Origin of the sequence: Variovorax sp. S12S4, assembly GCF_023195515.1 — a bacterium.
In the GTDB taxonomy this organism is placed as follows: domain Bacteria; phylum Pseudomonadota; class Gammaproteobacteria; order Burkholderiales; family Burkholderiaceae_C; genus Variovorax.
In genome coordinates this window covers 4,628,511-4,649,616 of sequence record NZ_JALPKR020000002.1, presented here as the reverse complement: position 1 = coordinate 4,649,616, position 21,106 = coordinate 4,628,511, and the positions used below count along the sequence as shown (strand labels likewise).

The 21,106-nt window shown below is 65.9% G+C and carries 25 protein-coding genes; 5 read left to right on the top strand and 20 right to left on the bottom strand.

Features of this window, described 5'->3' with window-relative positions:
• Position 1: 1 nt before the first annotated feature.
• The 5 genes from cysT to M0765_RS22840 form a co-directional block, all read right to left on the bottom strand.
• Entirely contained in the window at positions 2-889 is an 888-nt protein-coding gene (gene cysT, locus M0765_RS22860) for a sulfate ABC transporter permease subunit CysT (RefSeq protein WP_258506059.1), read from the bottom strand.
• Entirely contained in the window at positions 890-1,906 is a 1,017-nt protein-coding gene (locus M0765_RS22855; protein ID WP_258506058.1) for a sulfate ABC transporter substrate-binding protein, read from the bottom strand. It abuts the gene before it with no gap.
• Positions 1,903-2,478, bottom strand: coding sequence for an RBBP9/YdeN family alpha/beta hydrolase (locus tag M0765_RS22850; protein WP_258506057.1), 576 nt, complete (start codon positions 2,476-2,478; stop codon positions 1,903-1,905). Before M0765_RS22850 ends, M0765_RS22855 begins: the two co-directional genes overlap by 4 nt.
• Positions 2,479-2,498: 20 nt before the next feature.
• Complete coding sequence (locus M0765_RS22845) at positions 2,499-3,140, bottom strand: peroxiredoxin (RefSeq protein WP_258506056.1); 642 nt, start codon at positions 3,138-3,140, stop codon at positions 2,499-2,501.
• A 128-nt stretch (positions 3,141-3,268) separates the two neighbouring features.
• The gene (locus M0765_RS22840) at positions 3,269-4,183 is read right to left on the bottom strand and encodes a LysR family transcriptional regulator (protein ID WP_258506054.1); all 915 of its coding nucleotides are present in this window, start codon (positions 4,181-4,183) and stop codon (positions 3,269-3,271) included.
• Between the two features lie 131 nt (positions 4,184-4,314).
• On the opposite strand from M0765_RS22840, the gene M0765_RS22835 reads away from it, so the two are divergent.
• Entirely contained in the window at positions 4,315-4,962 is a 648-nt protein-coding gene (locus M0765_RS22835) for an FMN-dependent NADH-azoreductase (RefSeq protein WP_258506052.1), read from the top strand.
• A 75-nt stretch (positions 4,963-5,037) separates the two neighbouring features.
• Here M0765_RS22835 and M0765_RS22830 read toward each other — a convergent pair whose 3' ends face one another.
• Positions 5,038-5,595, bottom strand: a complete 558-nt coding sequence (locus M0765_RS22830) for an NADPH-dependent FMN reductase (protein WP_258506050.1) — start codon at positions 5,593-5,595, stop codon at positions 5,038-5,040.
• Between the two features lie 176 nt (positions 5,596-5,771).
• On the opposite strand from M0765_RS22830, the gene panE reads away from it, so the two are divergent.
• Positions 5,772-6,704 carry a 2-dehydropantoate 2-reductase gene (gene panE, locus M0765_RS22825; protein WP_258506049.1) on the top strand — a complete coding sequence of 311 codons (933 nt, stop codon included), beginning with the start codon at positions 5,772-5,774 and terminating at the stop codon, positions 6,702-6,704.
• A 13-nt stretch (positions 6,705-6,717) separates the two neighbouring features.
• The gene (locus M0765_RS22820) at positions 6,718-7,440 is read left to right on the top strand and encodes an Asp/Glu/hydantoin racemase (protein WP_258506048.1); all 723 of its coding nucleotides are present in this window, start codon (positions 6,718-6,720) and stop codon (positions 7,438-7,440) included.
• Here M0765_RS22820 and M0765_RS22815 read toward each other — a convergent pair.
• The 13 genes from M0765_RS22815 to M0765_RS22755 form a co-directional block, all read right to left on the bottom strand.
• Positions 7,427-8,794 carry an NAD(P)/FAD-dependent oxidoreductase gene (locus tag M0765_RS22815; protein WP_258506047.1) on the bottom strand — a complete coding sequence of 456 codons (1,368 nt, stop codon included), beginning with the start codon at positions 8,792-8,794 and terminating at the stop codon, positions 7,427-7,429. The two genes, M0765_RS22820 and M0765_RS22815, sit on opposite strands and share 14 nt — an antisense overlap.
• 73 nt (positions 8,795-8,867) lie before the next feature.
• Complete coding sequence (gene epsC, locus M0765_RS22810) at positions 8,868-9,782, bottom strand: serine O-acetyltransferase EpsC (RefSeq protein WP_258506046.1); 915 nt, start codon at positions 9,780-9,782, stop codon at positions 8,868-8,870.
• A gap of 139 nt (positions 9,783-9,921) precedes the next feature.
• Positions 9,922-10,137, bottom strand: a complete 216-nt coding sequence (locus tag M0765_RS22805; RefSeq protein ID WP_007829250.1) for a TOBE domain-containing protein — start codon at positions 10,135-10,137, stop codon at positions 9,922-9,924.
• Between the two features lie 60 nt (positions 10,138-10,197).
• Positions 10,198-11,487, bottom strand: coding sequence for an O-acetylhomoserine aminocarboxypropyltransferase/cysteine synthase family protein (locus M0765_RS22800; protein ID WP_258506045.1), 1,290 nt, complete (start codon positions 11,485-11,487; stop codon positions 10,198-10,200).
• A gap of 34 nt (positions 11,488-11,521) precedes the next feature.
• Positions 11,522-12,352, bottom strand: a complete 831-nt coding sequence (locus M0765_RS22795) for an ATP-binding cassette domain-containing protein (RefSeq protein WP_258506044.1) — start codon at positions 12,350-12,352, stop codon at positions 11,522-11,524.
• Positions 12,349-13,335: an aliphatic sulfonate ABC transporter substrate-binding protein gene (locus M0765_RS22790; RefSeq protein ID WP_258506043.1), complete on the bottom strand. Its 987-nt coding sequence runs from the start codon at positions 13,333-13,335 to the stop codon at positions 12,349-12,351. The genes M0765_RS22795 and M0765_RS22790 overlap by 4 nt, the downstream gene beginning before the upstream one ends.
• Positions 13,336-13,346: 11 nt before the next feature.
• Positions 13,347-14,234, bottom strand: a complete 888-nt coding sequence (gene ssuC / locus M0765_RS22785) for an aliphatic sulfonate ABC transporter permease SsuC (RefSeq protein WP_258506041.1) — start codon at positions 14,232-14,234, stop codon at positions 13,347-13,349.
• Positions 14,203-15,372 (bottom strand): FMNH2-dependent alkanesulfonate monooxygenase, encoded by a 1,170-nt coding sequence (ssuD, locus tag M0765_RS22780; RefSeq protein ID WP_258506040.1) that lies wholly within the window; start codon positions 15,370-15,372, stop codon positions 14,203-14,205. The genes ssuC and ssuD overlap by 32 nt, the downstream gene beginning before the upstream one ends.
• A gap of 28 nt (positions 15,373-15,400) precedes the next feature.
• Entirely contained in the window at positions 15,401-15,559 is a 159-nt protein-coding gene (locus tag M0765_RS22775) for a hypothetical protein (RefSeq protein ID WP_258506038.1), read from the bottom strand.
• Positions 15,556-16,512 carry a sulfonate ABC transporter substrate-binding protein gene (locus M0765_RS22770; protein ID WP_258506036.1) on the bottom strand — a complete coding sequence of 319 codons (957 nt, stop codon included), beginning with the start codon at positions 16,510-16,512 and terminating at the stop codon, positions 15,556-15,558. The genes M0765_RS22775 and M0765_RS22770 overlap by 4 nt, the downstream gene beginning before the upstream one ends.
• Before the next feature lie 37 nt (positions 16,513-16,549).
• Positions 16,550-16,684 carry a hypothetical protein gene (locus M0765_RS22765; protein ID WP_258506035.1) on the bottom strand — a complete coding sequence of 45 codons (135 nt, stop codon included), beginning with the start codon at positions 16,682-16,684 and terminating at the stop codon, positions 16,550-16,552.
• A gap of 100 nt (positions 16,685-16,784) precedes the next feature.
• Positions 16,785-17,369: an NADPH-dependent FMN reductase gene (gene ssuE / locus M0765_RS22760; protein WP_258506034.1), complete on the bottom strand. Its 585-nt coding sequence runs from the start codon at positions 17,367-17,369 to the stop codon at positions 16,785-16,787.
• A 20-nt stretch (positions 17,370-17,389) separates the two neighbouring features.
• The gene (locus M0765_RS22755) at positions 17,390-18,415 is read right to left on the bottom strand and encodes a sulfate ABC transporter substrate-binding protein (RefSeq protein WP_274708806.1); all 1,026 of its coding nucleotides are present in this window, start codon (positions 18,413-18,415) and stop codon (positions 17,390-17,392) included.
• 137 nt (positions 18,416-18,552) lie between these two features.
• Here M0765_RS22755 and M0765_RS22750 point away from each other — a divergent pair, with 137 nt between their 5' ends.
• Both M0765_RS22750 and mnmC read left to right on the top strand, forming a co-directional pair.
• On the top strand, positions 18,553-18,825 hold the full coding sequence (locus M0765_RS22750) for an oxidative damage protection protein (protein WP_012748083.1): 273 nt from the start codon (positions 18,553-18,555) through the stop codon (positions 18,823-18,825).
• Positions 18,826-18,832: 7 nt separating this feature from the next.
• Complete coding sequence (mnmC, locus tag M0765_RS22745; protein WP_258506033.1) at positions 18,833-20,674, top strand: FAD-dependent 5-carboxymethylaminomethyl-2-thiouridine(34) oxidoreductase MnmC; 1,842 nt, start codon at positions 18,833-18,835, stop codon at positions 20,672-20,674.
• Here the strand turns inward: mnmC and M0765_RS22740 are convergent.
• Positions 20,671-21,006, bottom strand: coding sequence for an antibiotic biosynthesis monooxygenase family protein (locus tag M0765_RS22740; protein ID WP_258506032.1), 336 nt, complete (start codon positions 21,004-21,006; stop codon positions 20,671-20,673). The genes mnmC and M0765_RS22740 overlap by 4 nt on opposite strands.
• Positions 21,007-21,106 lie beyond the last annotated feature (100 nt).

The window sequence follows — 21,106 nt, the reverse complement described above, 5'->3', positions numbered from 1 at the left end:
CTCAAGCTCCTGCGCGGCGGCGCTGCCAGGCTTGCAGGCCGTTGATGACCAGCAGCAGGATGAACGAAATCACCAGCATCACGAGCGCGACCGCGGTTGCGCCGGCAAAGTCGTATTGCTCCAGCTTGCCGATGATGATGAGCGGCGTGATTTCCGAAATCATCGGCATGTTGCCGGCGATGAAGATCACCGAGCCGTATTCGCCGATGGCACGCGCAAAAGCCATCGCAAAGCCGGTAAGCAATGCGGGCGCAATCGACGGGAAGATCACCTTGGTGAAGGTCTGCAGGCGCGTCGCGCCGAGCGACGTAGCGGCTTCTTCAAGCTCTTTCTCGGCATCTTCGAGCACCGGCTGCACGGTGCGCACCACAAATGGCAGCCCGATGAAGATCAGCGCAATGACAATGCCCGCCGGCGTGAACGCCAGCTTGATGCCGTGCGGCTCGAGCAATTGCCCGATCCATCCGTTGCCCGCAAGCAGCGCCGTGAGCGAGATGCCGGCCACCGCCGTAGGCAAGGCAAACGGCAGGTCGACCAGCGCATCGACGATGCGCTTGCCCGGAAACTTGTAGCGCACCAGCACCCAGGCCACCAGCAAGCCGAACACCGCATTCACCATGGCTGCAAGCAGCGATGCGCCGAACGTGAGCCGGTAAGACGCCATGACGCGCGGCGCAGTCACGGCCACCCAGAACTGCTCCCAGCTCAGCGTGAAGGTCTTGAAGACCAGCGCCGACAGCGGGATCAGAACAATCAGGCAGAGATAAAAGATCGAAAAGCCGAGCGTGATGTGAAAGCCCGGCAGCACCCGCCTGGAGCCCCCTGCCCGGTTCACATGCGAAAGCGGCGCTCCCGCGGACGGGAGCGCCGAAGAAACAGCGCCGCTCATTTACTTTGCGCCGGGCGTGTAGAGCTTGTCGAACTGGCCGCCGTCGTTGAAGTGCACCTTCTGTGCATCGCCGAGGCTGCCGAACAGTTCCTGCACGGTGAAGAGCTGCAGCGGCTTGAACGTGGCGGCGTGCTTCTTGAGCACAGCCGGCGAACGCGGGCGCAGCGCATGCTTGGCTGCAATTTCCTGCGCTTCTTCGGAATAGAGCCAATCGAGGTAGGCCTTGGCGAGTTCGCCGGTGCTCTTTTTCTTGGTCGTGCGCTCGACCAGTGCCACCGGGTTCTCGGCCACGATGCTGATCGACGGGTAGACCGAATCGACCTTGCCCGTACCGAACTCGCGATCGATCGACACCACTTCGGATTCAAAGGTGATCAGCGCGTCGCCGATGTTGCGCTGCAGGAAGGCGGTGGTCGCGTCGCGGCCGCCGCGTGCCAGCACCGGCACGTTCTTGAACAGCTTGCCGACGAACTCGGCCGCCTGGGCGTCGGTGCCGCCCTTTTTCTTCACGTAGCCCCAGGCCGCAAGGTAGGCATAGCGCCCGTTGCCGCCGGTCTTGGGGTTGACGATGACCACCTGCACGCCCGGCTTGACCAGGTCTTCCCAGTCCTTGATGCCCTTGGGGTTGCCGTTGCGCACCAGGAACAGCATGGTCGACGTGGTCGGCGATGCGTTTTCGGGGAACTGCTTGTTCCAGTCCTTCGCGACCACGCCGGTATTGGCCAGAAAGTCGATGTCGGTGGATGTGTTCATTGTCACCACATCGGCATCGAGGCCGTCGGCCACAGCGCGCGCCTGCGCGCTGGAGCCGCCATGCGACTGGTCGATCTTCACGTCCTTGCCCGTGGCCTTCTTGTAGTGGGCCACGAACGCCGCGTTGTAGTCCTTGTAGAACTCGCGCGCCACGTCGTACGAGGCGTTCAGCAGCGTCGTGCCCTGGGCAAAGGCGCTGCTGCCTGCGAATGCGGAGGACGCCAACGCGAGCACGGCGGCGAAGGTCTTGAGTCTGGAAGTCATGTGGTTGCCAAGGTTTCTGAAAATTCACGGCCCGCCGGCCAGACGGCGGGCTCGTCGGTCAACGACTGGAGCAAGGCCAGGCCGAGCGGCCAGTCTCCATGCCCCGAATCGATGTTGATATGTCCCGCATTCTGCATGCGGACAAACTCACTGCCCCAGGCGCGGGAATATGCGCCGGCCAGGCGGATCGGGCAATACGGGTCGTTGCTGCTTGCCACCACGATGCTGCGGTACGGCAGGGCCGCATAGGGCACCGGCGCAAAGTCCGACAGCACGGCCCGGCGCTCGGGGTCTGCCGGCGCCACCAGGAGCGCCCCCTGGACCCGCGCGGCCGCTTCGGCCGGCAGGTGCGCCGTCGCAATGCAGCCCAGGCTGTGAGCGGCAATCACCACCGGGCCGGGGCTTTCGAGCACCAGCCTGGCCAGCGTAGACACCCAGGCCTCGCGCTTGGGCGAAGCCCAGTCGTCCTGCACCACCCGTGCCGCGCCCGGAATGCGCTCCTGCCACAGGCTCTGCCAATGGCCGGGCCCGGAGTCGCGCCAGCCGGGCACGATGATCACGGAAGTCTGCATGGCGCCGCTGCCCTGCCCGCTTACTTGTTGGGCTGCGGCGTGATGCGCAGGTAAGGCTTCACGGCCTTGAAGCCCTTGGGAAAGCGCTCTGCCAGTTCAGCCGGGTCCTGGATGCTCGGGATGATGACCACGTCGTCGCCGTCCTTCCAGTTCACAGGCGTCGCCACCTTGTGGCTGTCGGTGAGCTGCAGCGAGTCGATCACGCGCAAGATTTCGTCGAAATTGCGGCCGGTCGATGCCGGGTAAGTGATGGTCGCGCGAATCACCTTCTTCGGATCGATGATGAACACGCTGCGCACCGTGGCAGTGGCCGAGGCGTTCGGGTGAATCAGGTCGTACAGATCGGCCACCTTGCGGTCGTGGTCGGCCACGATCGGGAAGTTCACCGTGGTGTTCTGCGTCTCGTTGATGTCGCCGATCCATTCCTTGTGCTTGGTGGCCGGGTCGACGCTCAGCGCGATCGGCTTGACGCCGCGCTTGGCAAATTCGCCCGACAGCGCCGCGGTCTTGCCGAGTTCGGTGGTGCAAACGGGCGTGAAATCGGCCGGGTGCGAGAAGAACACGACCCACGAATCGCCGGCCCACTGATAGAAGTCGAGGGGGCCTTCGCTGGAGTCCTGGGTGAAATTGGGGGCTGTGTCGCCGAGTCGCAGGGTCGCCATGGTCGCTCCTTGGATGGGATGGGACCTGGGATTGTGCGAACGCCTGCTTCAATGCCAAACGAATATCTACTTGTTTGGTTATGGCGTTTTTCGCATAACGACCGCCTGGCGCGGTCATTTGGCGGACGCTAGTACATGCCGGTTTCGCTCCCGTGCAGATGCTCGGCCAGGAAGTCGATCAACCGCCGCACCGCCGGCACCAGCGCCCGCCGCGCCGGAAAAACCATGTGTGCAATGACGGCCGGAGGCCCCCACTCGGGCAGCACTCTCGCCAGCCGGCCCGCTTCCACGTCGTCACGGCACATGTAGCCGGGCAGCAGGGTTGCGCCCGCACCCTCGAGCACGGCCAGTTGCAGCGTCGCGAGGTCGTCCGCCACATAGCGCGGTGTATGAACGTGCGTGTAGATCTCGCCATTCGGGCCTTCCAGCCGCCATTCGCTGCGCCCCTCGCCGTTGGCCGACATGGCCGCGGTCTGGAGCCGGACAAGGTCGGCGGGCGTTTTCACCGGCCCCTGGCGCTTCAGCAAGTCCGGCCTCATCACCAGCACCGCGCGGCTCGTTCCCAGCACCTTGGCCACCAGGGTGGTGCTGTCCTCGATGGCCGGCCGCACGCGCAAGGCGATGTCGATGCCCTCCTCGATCAGGTCGACCGGCCTGTTCATCACCCGCAGGTCGATCCGCACGCCGGGGTAACGCTCCATGAACTGCGGCAGCAACCGGCCCAGCCCGCTGTGCGCAATGGAAATGGGGCAGCTCAGCCGCACCGTGCCGCTCGGCTCCGTTTGCACCTGCGCCACGGCCTCGGCCGCCGCCTGCGCTGCGTCGCGCATGGCCGCCGAATGCCTCAAGTAGATCTCGCCCGCCGGCGTGAGCGAAAGCCGCCGCGTGCTGCGCTGCATGAGCTGCACGCCCAGCCGCTCCTCGAGATCGGCCACGCGGCGCGACAGCCGTGACTTGGGAATGCCTAGCGCGCGGCTTGCCGCGGCAAAGCCGCCCCGCTCCGCCACTTCAGCGAAAAAAACCATGTCGTTCAGGTCTTGCATGCGCTCGATTGTCCTGTAAATAGAACGATGTAGGCAAATTTCACCTACTTATCGAAGACTCGCATCAAAAATAGAATTCTCACATCGTCGGCCACTTTTGAGCGTCGACCATCACACGAAAGCGATTCACCATGAAACTGCTCCACGTCGATTCCAGCATCCTGAGTACCAACTCGACCTCCCGCCTCCTCACGGCCGAGATCGTGGCCGCGTGGAAAGCCGCGCATCCGGACACCACGGTCGAATATCTCGACCTCGCCGTGAACACCCCGTCGCATTTCAGCGCCGATGCGCTGGGCATCAAGACGGGCGTGCAGGCCCAGCCAACCGAAGCCCAGCAGCGCGAGAACGAGCTCTCCGAAAAGCTCGTGAGCCAGTTCCTCGCCTCCGACGTCATCGTGGTCGGCGCGCCGCTTTACAACTTCTCGATCCCGACCCAGCTCAAGGCCTGGATCGACCGCCTCGCCCAGATCGGCCGCACCTTCAAGTACACCGACAAGGGCCCCGTGGGCCTGGCCGGCGGCAAGACCGTGATCGTGGCGTCCAGCCGCGGCGGCGTCTACTCGACCACCGAAGGCGGCCGGGCACTGGAGCATCAAGAGAGCTACCTGACGGCGATCTTCGGCTTCTTCGGCGTCACCGACGTGCGCTTCGTGCGAGCCGAAGGCCTGGCCATGGGTGACGCACCCAAGGCCGCCGCGCTGGCTTCTGCGCGCGCCGACATCCTCACGGCAACGGCCGAAGCCGCGAACCAGAAGGACGTGGCACAAGCCGCCTGAGCCTCGCTCGCGTAAAAACAAAAGCCGCTCCCAGGAGCGGCTTTTTTCATGCGTGCCCGATGACTGATCGGTGCATCAGACGGCCGAGTGGGTCTTGATCCAGGCGACGTACTTGTCCATCCACCCCTGCAGGAACTTCTTCGTTCCCTCGTTGCCGATGTGGCCCTTGTCGTCGAACAGGCCGTCCTTGAACTGCAGGAATATCTCCGGCGAGCCCATCGTCGGAACGTCGAGGTAAGCCAGCACATTGCGCAAATGCTGCTGCGCCAGCGCGGTGCCGGTCGCGCCCACGGAGATGCCCACCACGGCGGCAGGCTTGCCGCCCCAGGCACTCTGCCCATACGGCCGCGACGCATGGTCGATCGCGTTCTTCAGTACGCCGGGGAACGAGCGGTTGTATTCGGGCGTTACGAACAACAAGCCTTGCGCTGCCGCAATCTCGGTTTTCAGCCGCTTCACCGAAGCCGCCGGGTTGCCGTCGTCGTCCTGGTTGTACAGGGGCAGATCGTCGATGCGCAGATGCTCGAAGGTGAAGTCCGACGGTGCAAGGTGCGCCAGCGCAAGGGCCAACTTTTGGTTGTACGAATCCTTGCGAAGGCTGCCGACGATCACGGCAATTCGGGTCTGGCTCATGAATGAAGCTCCTTGATGAGTGAAGGGAATCCAAATGGTGAAAACCATTATGCGAAGCACCCAAGACCTTTTCCAGAAAAGCTCTTCCATTGCGCCCGCCTTTTCGGCGCCCCAAGCAGGCGCTTTGAATCGAAGGCATCATCGTCCCGGTCCTTTCGACCCAGGAGCAATGCACGATGAGATTCTTGATGGTGGGTGCCGGCGCACTCGGCGGTTATTTTGGCGGCCGTTTGCTGGAGGCGGGACGCGATGTGACCTTTCTGCTGCGCCCCCGGCGCGCGGCGCAAATCGAGAAGACAGGCCTGGTGGTCCAGAGCCCGTTCGGCAACCTGCAATTGCCCTCGCCGCCCCACGTGCTGGCTGAAGACATCAAGGCGCCATTCGACGTGATCGTGGTCGGCAGCAAGGCCTACGACCTCGACTCGACCATGGAGTCGTTCGCACCGGCTGTGGGGCCGGACACGGTCATCCTTCCCCTGCTCAACGGCATGAGCCACATCGAGCGCCTGGTCGCACGCTTCGGCGACGAGCGCGTGCTGGGCGGCCTTTGCATGATCTCGGCCACGCTGGACGACGAAGGCCGCGTGCTGCATCTCAACGACATGCACGGCCTGAGCTACGGCGAGCGCGCGGGCGGCCGTTCGGCCCGCGTCGACGCCATCGCAGCCCAGTTCGCCGGCGCAAAGTTCGATGCCTCCGCAAGCGAAACCATCTCGCAGGACATGTGGGAGAAATGGGTCTTCATCGCCTCGGCAGCCGGCCTCACGAGCCTGATGCGAGCTTCCATCGGCGACATCGCCAGCGCGGGCGGCCAGGACGTGGCACTTGCGATGTTCGACGAATGCTGCGCCATTGCCTCGCACAACGGCTTCGCACCGCGCCCGGCGGCCATCGAGCGCGGTCGCGCCATCATGACGGCGCCGGGCTCGCCGATGACGGCGTCGATGTACAAGGACATCGTGCGCAGTGCACCGGTCGAGGCGGACCACATCGTGGGAGACCTGCTCGGCCGCGCACCGGCAGGCCGTTCGCCGACGCCTTCGGTGCTGCGCATCGCCTACGTTCACCTGAAAGCCTATGAGGCGCAGCGCGCCCGACAAGCCACCTGACGAGGGTTTCCCGATGACCGACGCCATCGCTTTTCTCCACACCGCGCAGGTTCATGTGCCAACCTTCGAGCGCCTCACCCGCGAGATTGCGCCCGAGCTGGAAGTGCGCCACCTGGTAAGGGAAGAACTGCTGCACGAAGCCCGCGCCTCCGGCATCGACAACCCGAAGTTGGCCGCCCGCGTGCACGACGCCATGCGCGAGGCTGCATCCGACGGCGCCGCCGTGGTTGCATGCACCTGCTCCACCATCGGGGGCATTGCGGAAAAAACCGCGACGGGCGGCGCCTTCACCGCCCAGCGCATCGACCGCGCAATGGCCGAGCGTGCGGTGCGCGCCGGTCCGCGCGTGCTGATTGCCGCAGCGCTCGAAAGCACCCTGGAGCCCACCACTGCGCTGATTCTTTCAACTGCGGCGCAGGCCGGCGCCGGTGTCAAACCGAGCGTGCTCTGGGTCGAAGAAGCCTGGCCGTACTTCGAGGCCGGCGACACCGCCCGCTACATCGAGACGTTGGCCAAGGCCATTCGCACTGCCGCTGTCGCAGCCGACGCCGTGGTTCTGGCGCAAGCCTCCATGGCGCCCGTTGCGCATGAGCTCGCAGACCTTGGCATCGAGGTGCTCGCGAGTCCCGCCACGGGCGTTGCGCATGCGGTGGCAACGCTGCGCGCATCGCGCACGGCATGGGCGGCGCAGGCCTCTGCCTTTGCGAGCCCTGCGGCCCGCGCTACTCCGATTTGAGAATCGTCTCGCCCTTCAGCGCGCCCATGTCGCGGATGTTGAACCGGTGCCGCTTCCATCCCTCCCACGTGCGGCGCATGTGGGTGATAGAGATGAAGTAGTAGAGAAACTTGAACATGCCGAGCGCCCGCCAGATCGGCGTGCCGCGGTAGATGTCGCCGGCCAGCAGCGACATCAGCCCTTCCTTCACGCGGAACGGATTGCCCGGGTGCATGAACATGTCGCGGATGGTCGGATTGGTCACGCGGTAGATGAACCACGAATACTCGCGCGGCCCCTTGCGCATCATGGCCTCGAAATCCTTGCGCGCGGGCGCCAGCTCGGCCGGTTTGTCCAAGGCCTTAGCCACCAGCTCGGCGCCATCGAATGCGCTGTGCATGGCCAGGTACACGCCGGACGAGAACATCGGGTCGATGAAGGTGAAGGCATCGCCCAGCATCAGGTAGCGGTCGCCGGTGGCATGGGTGCTCGAGTACGAGAAGTTGCCCGTGGCGTGCACCGCGTCGTCCACGAGCGTGGCGTTCTTCAGCCGGTCCACCAGCACCGGGCACAGCGCGATGGTGTCGTAGAAAAAGTCCTTCAGCGGCTTGTCGCGCGTCTTCAGGTAGTAAGGCCAGCAAACCGCGCCCACGCTGGTGGTGCCATCGGCCAGCGGAATGAACCAGAACCAGCCGTGCGGAAACCAGCAGATGCTGATGTTGCCTTCCTTCTTGCCCTCGAGCCTTTCGGCATTGGTGAAGTGGCCGAACAGCGCGGTGCTGTTGTGGTCGGGGTTCTTTTCCTTGCAGCGGAATTTATTGGCCAGCAGCGTGTCGCGGCCCGTGGCATCGACCACAAAGCGCGCGCGCCAGCTGCGCTTGGCACCATCGTCCATCTCGGCCTGGACCGTGGCCCCGTCGGCGTCGAACGCCACGTCGCGCACCTTGCAGCCCTCGATCGTCTGCGCGCCGCGCGTGGCGGCATTGCGGAACAGCAGTTCGTCGAGCTCCGAGCGGCGCACCTGCCAGGCGGAGTCGAGCGACTTGTCCCAGCCTTCGGCAAAGTCCACGTAGCTGCGATGCTCATGGTCCGGCGAGACAAACTCGATGCCGAACTTGGGCATGCCGATCTTCTCGACCTGGTCGCGCACGCCGAGCTTCTCGAAAAGCTCCACGTTGGCCGGCAGCAGCGATTCGCCGATGTGAAAGCGCGGGTGATGCGCCTTTTCGAGCAGCACCACCTTGCGGCCCTGTTGCGCGAGCAGCGCCGAAATCGTCGAACCCGCGGGTCCGCCGCCGATCACGAGCACATCGCAGGATTCGTCGGCCGTCCGCGGCATGGAAGAAGCGGAAGAAGTAGCTTGGGGCGAGGACATGCGGGGGCAAGCACCATTGTTGACAACCGCGAAGCATAGCGCGGCCGGCCGCGGCCGGATCCGCGCGGCATTCCTATGGCGTGCCGGTCTTCGGCGCGTTCTGCAGGCTGGCCTGCGTCACGCTCGCACCAGCGGGCACGTTGTCGGTGATCCACACGTTGCCGCCGATGACGGCGCCCTTCCCCAGCGTCACGCGCCCGAGGATGGTGGCGCCGGCATAGATCACCACGTCGTCCTCCACCACCGGATGCCGCGGCAGGCCCTTCTGCAGGTTGCCCTCGGCATCGGTCGGAAATCGCTTGGCGCCCAGCGTCACGGCCTGGTAAAGCCGCACGCGCTTGCCGATGACCGCCGTTTCGCCGATCACGACGCCCGTGCCGTGGTCCATGAAGAAGCCCGCGTCGATCTGCGCGCCGGGGTGAATGTCGATGCCCGTTTGCGCATGTGCCAGTTCGGCCACGATGCGCGCCAGGAGCGGCAGGTCGAGCTCGTACAGCCGGTGCGCGAGCCGGTGGTGGATCATTGCCAGCACGCCCGGGTAGCACAGCAGCACTTCGTCCACGCTGCGCGCCGCAGGGTCGCCCTGGTAGGCCGCGAGCACGTCGCTGTCGAGCAGGCGGCGCAAACCCGGCAACGCGTTCGCAAACTGGCGAACGGCATCGGTGGCAATCCGATCGATCTCGCTCGCGGGGCGCGGATCGTGGCGGGCATTGAAGTTCAACTCCAGGCGCGCCTGCACCAGCAGCGCGTGCAAGGCGGTGTTCAGCGTGTGGCCAACGTAGAAGTCCTCGCTCTCATGGCGCAGCTCCGGCGGCCCGAGCCGCATGGGAAACAGCGCACCCTTGAGCGACTCCACGATCTGCGCAAGCGCCTCGCGCGACGGAAATTCGCGCGCACCGGGCTCGCGCGAACGGCGCTGCGAGTCGCGCCACTCGTCGCGCGCGTCGTGCAGTGCGCGAACGACGTCGCTCACTTCAAAATTGACCATGTTGCTTTCTCCGGGACATGTGTAGCCACACTGTAGAAGCCCCCGGCGCTTGTGCCAAGAACTGAAAACCCGGTGACGCGGCAACTCAAGAAAAGCCCGGCGCCAAAGCGGCGCCGGGTGTCGCAAGCCCGAGGGTCCGTCAGAGCTTTGCGATCGAAACCTCCGTGGACTTCACGAGCGCCACCACGTCGGAGCCCACCTTCAGCTGAAGCTCGTCGACCGAGCGGGTGGTGATGACCGAGGTGACGATGCCCCAGGCAGTTTCGACGTCGACCTCGGAGACGACGTCGCCGCGGATGATCTCGCGGACCTTGCCCTTGAACTGGTTGCGTACGTTGATGGCTTGAATGGACATGGTGTTGCTTTCTCTTTCAGGTTGAACGGATGATTCGGGTGGGTGAATGGAAGCGCGCGCTCAGGCGGCCGCGGCGGCCAGCGCCTGGTCGAGGTCGGCCAGCAGGTCGTCGATGTGCTCGATGCCGACCGAAAGGCGTACCGTGTCTTCCGTGACGCCGGCCCGCGCCAACTCTTCGGGCGAGAGCTGCCGGTGCGTGGTCGAGGCCGGATGCGTGGCCAGCGAACGCACGTCGCCGATGTTCACGAGCCGCGTGAAGAGCTTCAGCGCATCGAGAAACTTCGCCCCACCCTCGCGGCCGCTTCCAATGCCGAACGTGAGCACGCCGCTCGACTTGCCGCCGAAGTACTTCTTCGCCAGTGCGTGATCGGGGTGGTCTTCGAGCGCCGCGTAGTTGACCCAGTTGACGGCCTTGTGCGTCTTGAGGTGCTGCGCCACCGCAAGCGCATTGCTGCTGATTCGGTCCATGCGCAGCGCCAGCGTCTCGATGCCCTGCAGGATCAGGAAGGCATTGAACGGCGAAATGGCCGCTCCTGTGTTGCGAAGCGGCACCACGCGTGCGCGGCCGATGTAGGCGGCCGGGCCCAGCGCTTCGGTGTAGACCACGCCGTGGTAACTCACGTCGGGCTCGTTCAGGCGCCTGAAGCGCTCCTTGTGCTCGGCCCATGGGAACTTGCCCGAATCGACAATGGCGCCGCCGATGCTGGTGCCGTGCCCGCCCAGGTACTTGGTGAGCGAGTGCACCACGATGTCCGCGCCATGTTCAATAGGCCGGCTCAGGTACGGCGAAGGCACGGTGTTGTCCACGATCAGCGGCACGCCGTGGCGGTGCGCAATGTCTGCGATGGCCGCAATGTCCGTCACGTTGCCGGCCGGATTGCCGAGCGACTCGACAAACACGGCCTTGGTCTTTTCGTCGAACAGCTTCTCGAAGCTCTTGGGGTCGCGGTGGTCCGCAAAGCGCGTGGTAATGCCGAACTGAGGCAGCGTGTGCGCAAACAGGTTGTAGGTGCCGCCATACAGCGCGGTGCTGCTGACGATGTTGTCGCCGGCTTCCGCGATGGTCTGTATTGCATAGGTCACCGCCGCCTGGCCAGAGGCCAGCGCGAGCGCCGCAATGCCGCCTTCGAGCGCCGCCACACGCTGTTCGAGCACGTCCTGCGTCGGGTTGTTGATGCGGGTGTAGATGTTGCCCGGCACCTTCAGGTCGAACAGGTCGGCGCCGTGCTGCGCGCTGTCGAAGGCATAGGCCACCGTTTGATAGATGGGCGGCGCCACGGCGCGCGTGGTCGGCTCGGGCGAGTAGCCTGCGTGCACCGACAAGGTTTCGAATTTCCAGTTCTGCGACATGCAGCTGCCTTTCTGTTTGTGTGAATGAGCGGGTTCAGATCGCCCAGCGCAGCGTGTGCGCCGAGGGCTGCAGCCAGCTGGCGTCCGTTTCCGCGGGCTCCGTGTCTCCGGCCTTCTGCAGCACGCGGTCGAGAATGCGTTTCTCGATGGCGGCAAAGGCCGGGTCGCCCTGCGAGCGCGGGCGTGCGAGCGCAATGTTCTCGTCGAGCGCAATGCGGCCGTCCTCGATCAGGATCACGCGGTCGGCAAGGGCCACGGCCTCCTGCACGTCGTGCGTCACCAGCAGCGCCGTGAAGCGGTGGCGCTGCCACAGGTTCTCGATGAGCCGGTGCATCTCGATGCGCGTGAGCGCGTCGAGCGCGCCCAGCGGCTCGTCGAGCAGCAGCAGCCGAGGGTGGTGCACCAGCGCGCGTGCCAGCGACACGCGCTGCCGCTGGCCGCCTGAGAGGCGCGCCGGCCATTCGTTCTCGCGGTCGGCCAGCCCCACATGCGCGAGCACATCCTTGCCGCGCGCCTTCGCCTCGCCGGGCAAGCCCAGCGTCACGTTGTCGAGCACGCGGCGCCAGGGCAAGAGGCGCGCCTCCTGGAACATGATCCGCGTGTCGTCGTGCAAGCCGTCGATCGCCTTGCCGTCCGTATAGAGCCCGCCGGACGTAGCCTCCTCGAGCCCGGCAATGAGCCGCAGCAGCGTGCTCTTGCCGCAGCCGCTGCGCCCCACGATGGCGATGAACTGCCCCGGCTCGATGGTGAGCTGCGTATTGCGCAGCACCTCGCGTTCGCCGTAGCGCTTGTGCAGCCCGCGCGCCTCGAGGCGCACGCCGCCGGCGATAGCAGTGGGTTGGATGTCTTTGAGAACGGCGCTCATGATTTAAGGCTCGGTTGGAACAGCGCCACGTCGAGCGCGTTGATCTTTCTTGGCAACAGCTTTTCCGCGAAGAAGGCATCGGCTATGCGCTGCTGTTCGGTGAGTGCCTCGGCCAGCACCGGACGCACCGCATAGCTGCGGCGCGCGTTGGCCTGTTCGATCGTCGCGGCGTCCAGACCCCACACGGGCGACAGCAGGGCCGCCGCTTCCTTCGGGTTCTGCTTGACCCACTTGCCGGTTTTCTCGAGCTCGGCATACACCACGCGCAGCACATCAGGGCGTACCTTCGCGAACTTGGTGCTTGCAAGGTAGTAGCGCTGGTAAGAAGCGATGCCCGTGCCGTCAGCCAGCACGCGCACCTTGGCCTGGCGCTGCGCCGCCGCAAGGAACGGGTCCCACACCACCCAGGCGTCGATGGCGCCGCGCTCGAAAGCGGCCCGGCCGTCGGCCGGCGTCAGGTAGGCGGGATCGATGTCCTTGAAGGACAAACCGGCCTTCTCCAGCGCCGCAATCAGCAGGTAATGCGCGCCGGCCGCCTTGGCGAAGCCGATCTTCTTTCCCTTCAGGTCGGCCACCGATTTGAGCGGTGAATCCTCGCGCACCAGAATGGCCTGCGCCGCGGGCGAAGGCGCTTCTTGCGCAACGAAGGTCAGGTCGGCACCGGCGGCCTGCGCAAACACCGGCACCGTGTCGGCCACATCGGCGCTGATGTCCAGGTTGTCGAGGTTCAGCGCCTCGAGCAGCGGCAGGCCGCTGGTGAACTCATGCCAGCTCAGCGTGGCGTTGAGAGGAGCCAGCTGCTTTTCGAGCGTGCCCTGCACCTTGAGCAGCGCGATCAGCGTTGAAGACTTTTGGTAGCCGAGCCGCACCGTCACAGGCCGAGCGGCCGTGCCCTGGGCCAGCACTGCGCCGGTGCCGAGTGCGCCCAGGCCAGCCAGCCCCGCAACGACGGTGCGGCGAGAGATCGTGGATGGTTTGGTCATTCGCCCTGCCCTCACTTCGGCTTCTTCTGGTAGCCAGGGTGCCAGCGCAGCCACCACTGCTCCAGCCCGCGCGCGAACAGGTCGGCCAGCTTGCCGAGCAGCGCATACAAGAGGATGCCCACCAGCACGATGTCGGTCTGCAGGAACTCGCGGGCATTCATGGTGAGGTAGCCGATGCCGGCCTGCGCCGAGATGGTTTCGGCCACGATGAGGATCACCCACATCAGCCCGAGCGAAAAGCGCAGGCCCACCAGAATCGACGACAGCGCGCCCGGCAATATCACCTCGCCGTACAGCTGCCAGCGAGAGAGGCCGTAGGTGCGGCCCATCTCGATCAGCTGCGGATCGACGTTGCGAATGCCGTGAAAGGTGTTGAGGTAGATCGGAAAGAACACCGACACCGAGATGAGAAACAGCTTGGCCGACTCGTCGATGCCAAACCACAGGATCACGAGCGGAATGAGCGCCAGCGCGGGAATGTTGCGCACCATCTGAATGGTCGAGTCGAGCAGCGTCTCGAAGAACTTCACCGAGCCTGTCAAGAGGCCCAGCACCAGCCCGGTTCCGCCGCCGATCGCAAGGCCCGCGAGCGCACGCCCCGCGCTTACCTTCACGTGCGTCCAGAGCTCGCCCGAAACCGCCAGGCTCCAGGCCGCCTTGACTACGTCTACCGGCGCCGGAAGCACCCGGGTGGAGAGCCAGCCCAGCGATGAAGCGATCTGCCAGAGGACGATGAGCCCCACCGGCACGAGCCACGGCACCAGCCGGCCCGCCACGTTGGCGCCGAAGGCCTTCAGCGCTCCGGGGTGCTCTCTCGCGAAGGCGCGAGCGCCGGCAGTTCCTGCACTTGTTCGGTCATGACGGTCCTTAGCTTTGGGAGGCGAGGCGCGAAGGCGCATCGAGATTGGCGACGACTTCGCCGAAGGGCCCGCTCAGCGAGCCGCCCGCGAGCCGCGTTTGCGCCTTGCGCGAAAGCAGCGGAAACACCAGCTCTGCGAATCGGTAGGCTTCTTCGAGATGCGGGTAGCCCGAGAGAATGAATTTGTCGAGGCCGAGCGCCGCGTATTCCTCTATGCGCGCCGCCACGGTCTTGGGGTCGCCCACGAGCGCGGTGCCCGCGCCACCGCGCACCAGGCCCACGCCAGCCCACAGGTTGGGCGAAATTTCCAGGTCGGCACGCGAGCGCTTGGCCCCGCCCGCATGCAGCGCGGCCATGCGGCGCTGGCCCTCGGAATCCATGCGCGCAAAGGCGGCCTGGGCGCGGATCACGGTGTCATCGTCCACACGGCTGATCAGCTCGTCGGCGGCTTTCCAGGCGGCCTCTTCGGTCTCGCGCACGATCACGTGCAGCCGAATGCCGAACTCGACCTTGCGGCCCTTGCGCGCGGCGCGGTTGCGCACGTCGGCAATCTTCTTGCCCACCTCGGCGGGCGGCTCGCCCCATGTGAGATAGGCATCGACCTGCTCGGCCGCAAGCTCGTGCGCGGCAGCCGACGAGCCGCCGAACCACACCGGCGGATGCGGGTTCTGCACCGGCGGAAACAGCAGCTTCGCGCCCTTCACGCTCAGGTGCTGCCCTTCGTAATCGAAAGACTTGCCGTCGTGGCTGCGCGCGAGAATCTCGCGCCAGATGCGAATGAACTCGGCCGACTGCTCGTAGCGGGCCGCATGGTCGAGGTAGACGCCGTCGCCCTCGAGCTCGGCCTGGTCGCCGCCGGTGACCAGGTTCACCAGCAAGCGGCCGCCCGAGAGCCGGTCGAAGGTCGCGGCCATGCGCGCGGCCAGGCTGGGCTGGTGCAGGCCCGGCCGCACCGCGACCAGGAACTTGAGCTTCTTCGTCGCGCCGATCAGGCTCGATGCGATCACCCAGGGGTCTTCGCACGAGCGACCGGTGGGAATCAGCACGCCTTCATAGCCGAGGTTGTCGGCGGCGCCGGCAATCTGCTGCAGGTAGGCCAGGTCGACCTGGCGCGCGCCTTCGGTCGTGCCGAGATAGCGGCTGTCGCCGTGCGTGGGTAAAAACCAGAATATCTGCATGTCTTCTTTCCGTCGGTTGGGCCGGGGGTCAGATGGCAAAGAAAAAGCCGCGCACGTGTGGCAGCGTGAGGCGCAGGCGGGGCAACGCGGAACGGGCGCAGCTGGCCTTCGGCTCAGGAATGCCCCACGCGCGCTTGGTGGTCGCGAGCACGCAATTAGCGCGGGTGCGCAAGGTTTCGCGCGTCACGCAATTCCCGCCGGAGCGGCCTCGAGCACGTTGATCCGCTTCGGAATCAGCTTCAGGTCGAAGAAGGTGTCGGCGATCTTTTGCTGCTCGGCAAGAATCGCCTTGGTGATGGGGCCGGTGCCGTAGACCGCGCGCGCCACCGTCAGGTCGGCCACCGGCTTCGGCAGGCCCCAGAGGGTGGCCAGCTCGGCGGCAAGATCGCTCTTGTTGGCGGTGCCCCAGGCGTCGATCTTGCCGATCTCCTCGGTCACGACGGCCAGCACGTCGGCATTCTTCGCCGCATAGTCGAGCGACGAGAAGTAGTACGAGCGGTTGCCCACCACGCCGGTCGCGTCGGCCAGCACGCGGGCCTCGAGCGACTTTTCGGCGGCGGCAAGAAACGGGTCCCAGATCACCCATGCGTCGACCGAGCCCTTCTCGAATGCGGCACGCGCGTCGGCCGGCGGCAGGTAGACAAGATTCAGGTCGCCGTACGCCAGGCCATGCTTCTCGGCCAGCTTGACGATGAAATAGTGAACATTCGAGCCCTTGTTGAGCGCGATCTTCTTTCCCTTCAGGTCGGCCACGTTCTTGATAGCGGAACCCTTGGGAACCAGCACCGCTTCCGACTGCGGGCGCTGCAGCGTGGCGGCCACATAAGCCAGCGGCGCGCCCGCGGCCTGCGCGAAGATGGGCGGCGCCTCGCCCACGTCGCCAAAATCGATGGAGCCGACATTCAGCGCTTCGAGTTGCACCGGGCCGGCGGTGAACTCGGTCCACTTGAGCGACACGCCGAGCGGCGCGAGCCGCTTCTCGAGCGTGCCGCGGCCCTTGAGGATGCTGAGCAGGCCCTTCTGTTTGCCGATGCGAAGCTGGCGCGCAGGTGCTTGCGCCAGCGCGCTGAACGAAGGCAGCGCAATGGCGGCGGCGGCGCCCTGCAGCAGGCGGCGGCGTGGAATGGAGATCGAAGTCATGAGGTTGTTCTTTCGTGTGCGGAGGAGCAAACCCGGCTCAGGCCGAGATGAAGCCGACGATGAGCGCAACGGCCGTCACCACGATCGTGCTGATGGCGAGGTCTCGCAACGCATGCCAGATGGAACGAGGCGGCGTGTCGAGCGCGGAGTCTTCGGTGGCAACAGGGTTCACGTGTGGTTCCTTTGGGCAAAGCTGTCCCCTCGCCGCTTGCGGGCGAAAAAAAAGGGAACGGAGATGGGGCCGGCTGGAAGCCGGTCAGACGGGGAGCCCGTCAGACGCTACATCGCACGCGTGAGAACGGCACCGGCTCGAAGCCGTGCGTGGCGGGCAGCTTCAGCCCTTCGGTCGCCAATAGTTCGACGGCTTCGTTAAGCCGCTCGGCCAGGTCGGCATGCACCTGGTAGGCGTTCTCGGGTGTCAGCGTGATCTGCGAATCGGTGGCGTAGACACCCGGAAGAATGTGCCGCGCCGAGAGCGCATGCAGCACGGGCCGCAATGCGTAGTCGAGCGCGAGCATGTGGTGCGGGCTGCCGCCGGTGGCCAGCGGCAGCACCGTCTTGCCCTTGAGCGCGTTCTGCGCCAGCAGGTCGAGAAAAACCTTCAGCACGCCGCTGTAAGCCGCCTTGTAGACCGGCGTGGCCACCACGACCACCCGCGCCTGCGCCACCTGCGCAATGGCGCGCTCGATGGCCGGGTGGTCCCAGTCGGCCAGCAGCAGCGCCTCTGCCGGCAGGTCGCGGATTGCGAGCCGCTCGATGCGCGCATTGCGGCCGGCGAGCCGCTCGCCCACCGCCTCGAGCAAGGCGGTGGAACGCGACGGTGCCGAAGGGCTGCCAGCAATCAGGAGAACGGACACAAGAGGCTTTCTTTGCTGTTTTACTTGTAGATCTGGTCGAACGAGCCGCCGTCGGCAAAGTGCGCCTTGTCCGCCTTGGCCCAGCCGCCGAATGCTTCGTCGATGGAAACCAGCGTGAGCTTGGGGAACTGCTTGTCGTACTTGGCCTTGGCCTTTTCCGAGGTCGGGCGGTAGAAGTTGCGGCCCGCAATGTCCTGGCCCTCATCGGAGTACAGGTACTTGAGGTATTCCTCGGCCACGGCGCGCGTGCCCTTCTTGTCGACCACCTTGTCGACCACCGCCACCGTGGGCTCGGCCAGGATGGAAATCGAAGGAACCACGATCTCGAACTTGTCGGTGCCGAATTCCTTCAGCGCCAGGAAGGCCTCGTTCTCCCAGGCCAGCAGCACGTCGCCCACGCCGCGTTGCACGAAGGTGATGGTCGAGCCGCGCGCGCCGGTGTCGAGCACGGGCACGTTCTTGAACAGGCTGCCGATGAATTCCTTGGCCTTGGCATCACTGCCGTACTTGCGCTTGGCGAATTCCCACGCGGCCAGGTAATTCCAGCGGGCGCCGCCGGAGGTCTTGGGGTTGGGCGTGATCACCTGAACGCCGGGCTTCACCAGGTCGCTCCAGTCCTTCAGGCCCTTGGGGTTGCCCTTTTTCACCAGGAACACGATGGTCGAGGTGTACGGCGCCGAGTTTTGCGGCAGGCGCTTCTGCCAGCCCTCCTTGACGACCCCGCCGTGCGTGACCAGCGCGTCGATGTCGCCGCCCAGCGCCAGCGTGGCCACGTCGGCGTCGATGCCGTCGATGATCGAGCGCGCCTGCTTGCCCGAGCCGCCGTGCGACTGCTTGATGGTCACGTCCTGGCCGGTCTTGGCCTTCCAGTATTTGGCGAAGGCGCGGTTGTAGTCGACATACAGCTCGCGCGTCGGGTCGTACGACACGTTCAGCAGCGTCACCGGGCCCGCGCCCTGTGCAAACGACGGCAATGCTGTCAGGGCCATGGCACCGGCCACGCCGGCCCCCAGGGAAAGCTTGATAAAGTCGCGGCGAAGGCTCATGGTGTCTTACTCAAAAAGGCATATCAATGAAGCTACGTATTCTGAATACGACATATGGAAACTGGAACGACCGAGTTCTCAGTTCTAAATAGCAAAATCAACTAAGCAACCGCTTTCCCCACCAGAGGCAATCAAAAATGGCACGCATGGTTCAGTGCATCAAGCTCGGCAAAGAGGCCGAAGGGCTCGACTTCCCGCCCTATCCCGGGGAACTGGGCAAGCGCCTGTGGGAGAACGTCAGCAAGGAGGCTTGGGCCGCCTGGCTCAAGCAGCAGACGATGCTGGTCAATGAAAACCGGCTGAACCTGGCCGATCTGCGGGCCCGCCAATACCTTGCCCGCCAGATGGAAAAGCACTTCTTCGGCGAAGGCGCCGACGTCGCCCAGGGCTACGTTCCCCCGTCGAACTAAGCCCGCCTTGGCCGCCGAGCCCGTCGCCTGGCGTGCCGATGGCGTGCCGCGCAGCGAGCGCTTCGGCGACAACTATCACACCGAAACCGGGGCACTGGCGCAGGCTCGCCATGTGTTTCTGGGCGGCTGCGGCCTGCCCGAGGCATGGTCCGGACGGTCGAAATGGCTGATTCTCGAAACCGGATTCGGGCTGGGCCTCAATTTCCTGACAACCTGGCAAGCGTGGCGCGCGGACGCGAACCGGCCGCGCATGCTGCACTTCGTCTCGGTCGAGGCGCACCCGGTCGGGCCTGAAGACCTGTTGCGCGCCGCCGGGGCTTACCCCGAACTGATGCCGCTGGCCGAGGAGCTGGCTGCGCAGTGGCACGGGCTGCTGCCGGGCTTTCACCGGCTGGCCTTCGACCAAGGCCGCGTGCTGCTCACGCTGTGCATCGGCGACGTGCAGCCGATGCTGCGTGCGCAGCGTTTCGAGGCCGACAGCATCTTTCTCGATGGCTTCAGCCCCGAGCAGAACCCCGCCATGTGGTCGCCCGACACGCTCAAGGCGGTGTCGCGCTTTGCCCGCCAGGGCACCGGCCTCGCCACTTGGACCTGTGCCCGGGCCGTGCGCGATGCGCTTTCGCAGAACGGTTTCCAGCTTGAAACCCGGCCAGGCCTGCCGCCCAAGCGCGACTGCCTCGCCGGCGTGTTCGCGCCAGCTTGGACAGTGCGCCGCCGCGGTCCTGCGCCCGAGCACGTGGAGGCGCCCGGCCGCTGCGCTGTCATCGGTGCCGGGCTGGCCGGCGCGGCCGTTGCCGCCAGCCTCGCGCGGCGCGGGTGGCAAGTCACCGTGCTCGATGCGGCCGACCGTCCCGCCGCCGGTGCTTCTGGCCTGCCGGTCGGCGTGCTGGCGCCGCATGTGTCGCCTGACGATGCCCTGCTCTCGCGGCTTACGCGTGCCGGCATCCGCGCCACCTGGCTGGAGTTGGAGCGCCTGCTGCAAGAAGGCCGCGACTGGCGCGCCGCCGGTGTGCTGGAGCGGCGGCCCGAAGGCGACACGCGCGTGCCCGACGGGTGGAGCGAGAGCGGCCCGAACGAATCGTGGCCCGCCAGCGCCGCGCAACTGGCGAATGCCGGCTTGCCCGCCGACGCACCCGCGCTCTGGCATGCGCGGGCGGGCTGGGTCCGTCCTTCAAGGCTGATCGAAGGCTGGCTGCGCGAGCCGGGCATCGAGTTTCGCGGCAACGCGCCGGTCGCACGCCTGTCACGCAGCGCGGCCGGCTGGCAGCTCCGGGATGCCGCCGACCGGTTGTTGGCTGAAGCCGACCGCGTGGTCGTTGCGGCGGGCTATGAATCGGGCCGCTTCGCGCCCGAGCTTCCGCTGCAGCCGGTGCGCGGTCAGGTCGCGTGGGGCCGCATGGCGGGCGACCTCGCCCTACCCGCCACGCCGCTCAACGGCGACGGCCATCTGATTGCCCATGTGCCCGAAGATGAAGGCGCCCTGCTCTGGCTCGCCGGCGCCACCTTCGACCGCGACAGCACCGACCTGGTCCCTCAGGCGGCCGATGCCGATGCAAACCGGGAGCGCTTGGAACGCCTGCACCCCGTCGCCGCGGCAGCGCTGGCACCGGCTTTCGAGCATGGCGAGGCCAAGACCTGGGTTGGAATCCGTTGCGCCTCGGGCGACCGCCGCCCGCTGGTCGGCCCGCTGGGCGAAGCCGGCCTCTGGGCCTGCACCGCCCTGGGTTCGCGCGGCCTCAGCTTTGCGGCACTGTGCGCCGAACTGCTGGCCGCGCAGTGGCACGGCGAACCGCTGCCGCTGCCCGCCAACCTGGCGAAGGCCCTCGGCACCGAAAGAACCGCGCCCTAGGCGCCAACGTTGCCGGCCGGCGCCAGCATGTGGTCGATCTTGCTGTCGCCGTAGACGCGCACCACCTCGGAAATAACGACCTTGTAGCCATCGAGCCAGTTCGCCTGCGCCGCCTTCGCTTGCTGGTGCACAGGGTGCTGGATGAGTGCCTGCAGCGCTTTGAGCGACTCCCAGTAGTAGACGTTCGACACCAGCCCGTTGCCCGCGTTCTCCCAGGCTTCTTCGCCCAAGTAGCCGGGCAGCGACTTCGCTGCCGCCGCAATGGTCTGGTCGAGGCGATGGAATTCGTCGTCGAACTGCTTCTTGGCAAAGATGAAGGTGGCGGAGTACATGTGTCGTGGATGCGGGTGCTGAAGGCCGGGCGGGCGCCGATTCTGCGGCACAGGGCCGCTGCCAGCCAACGGAAAGCCCCCGCTGGTCACGCCAACACGT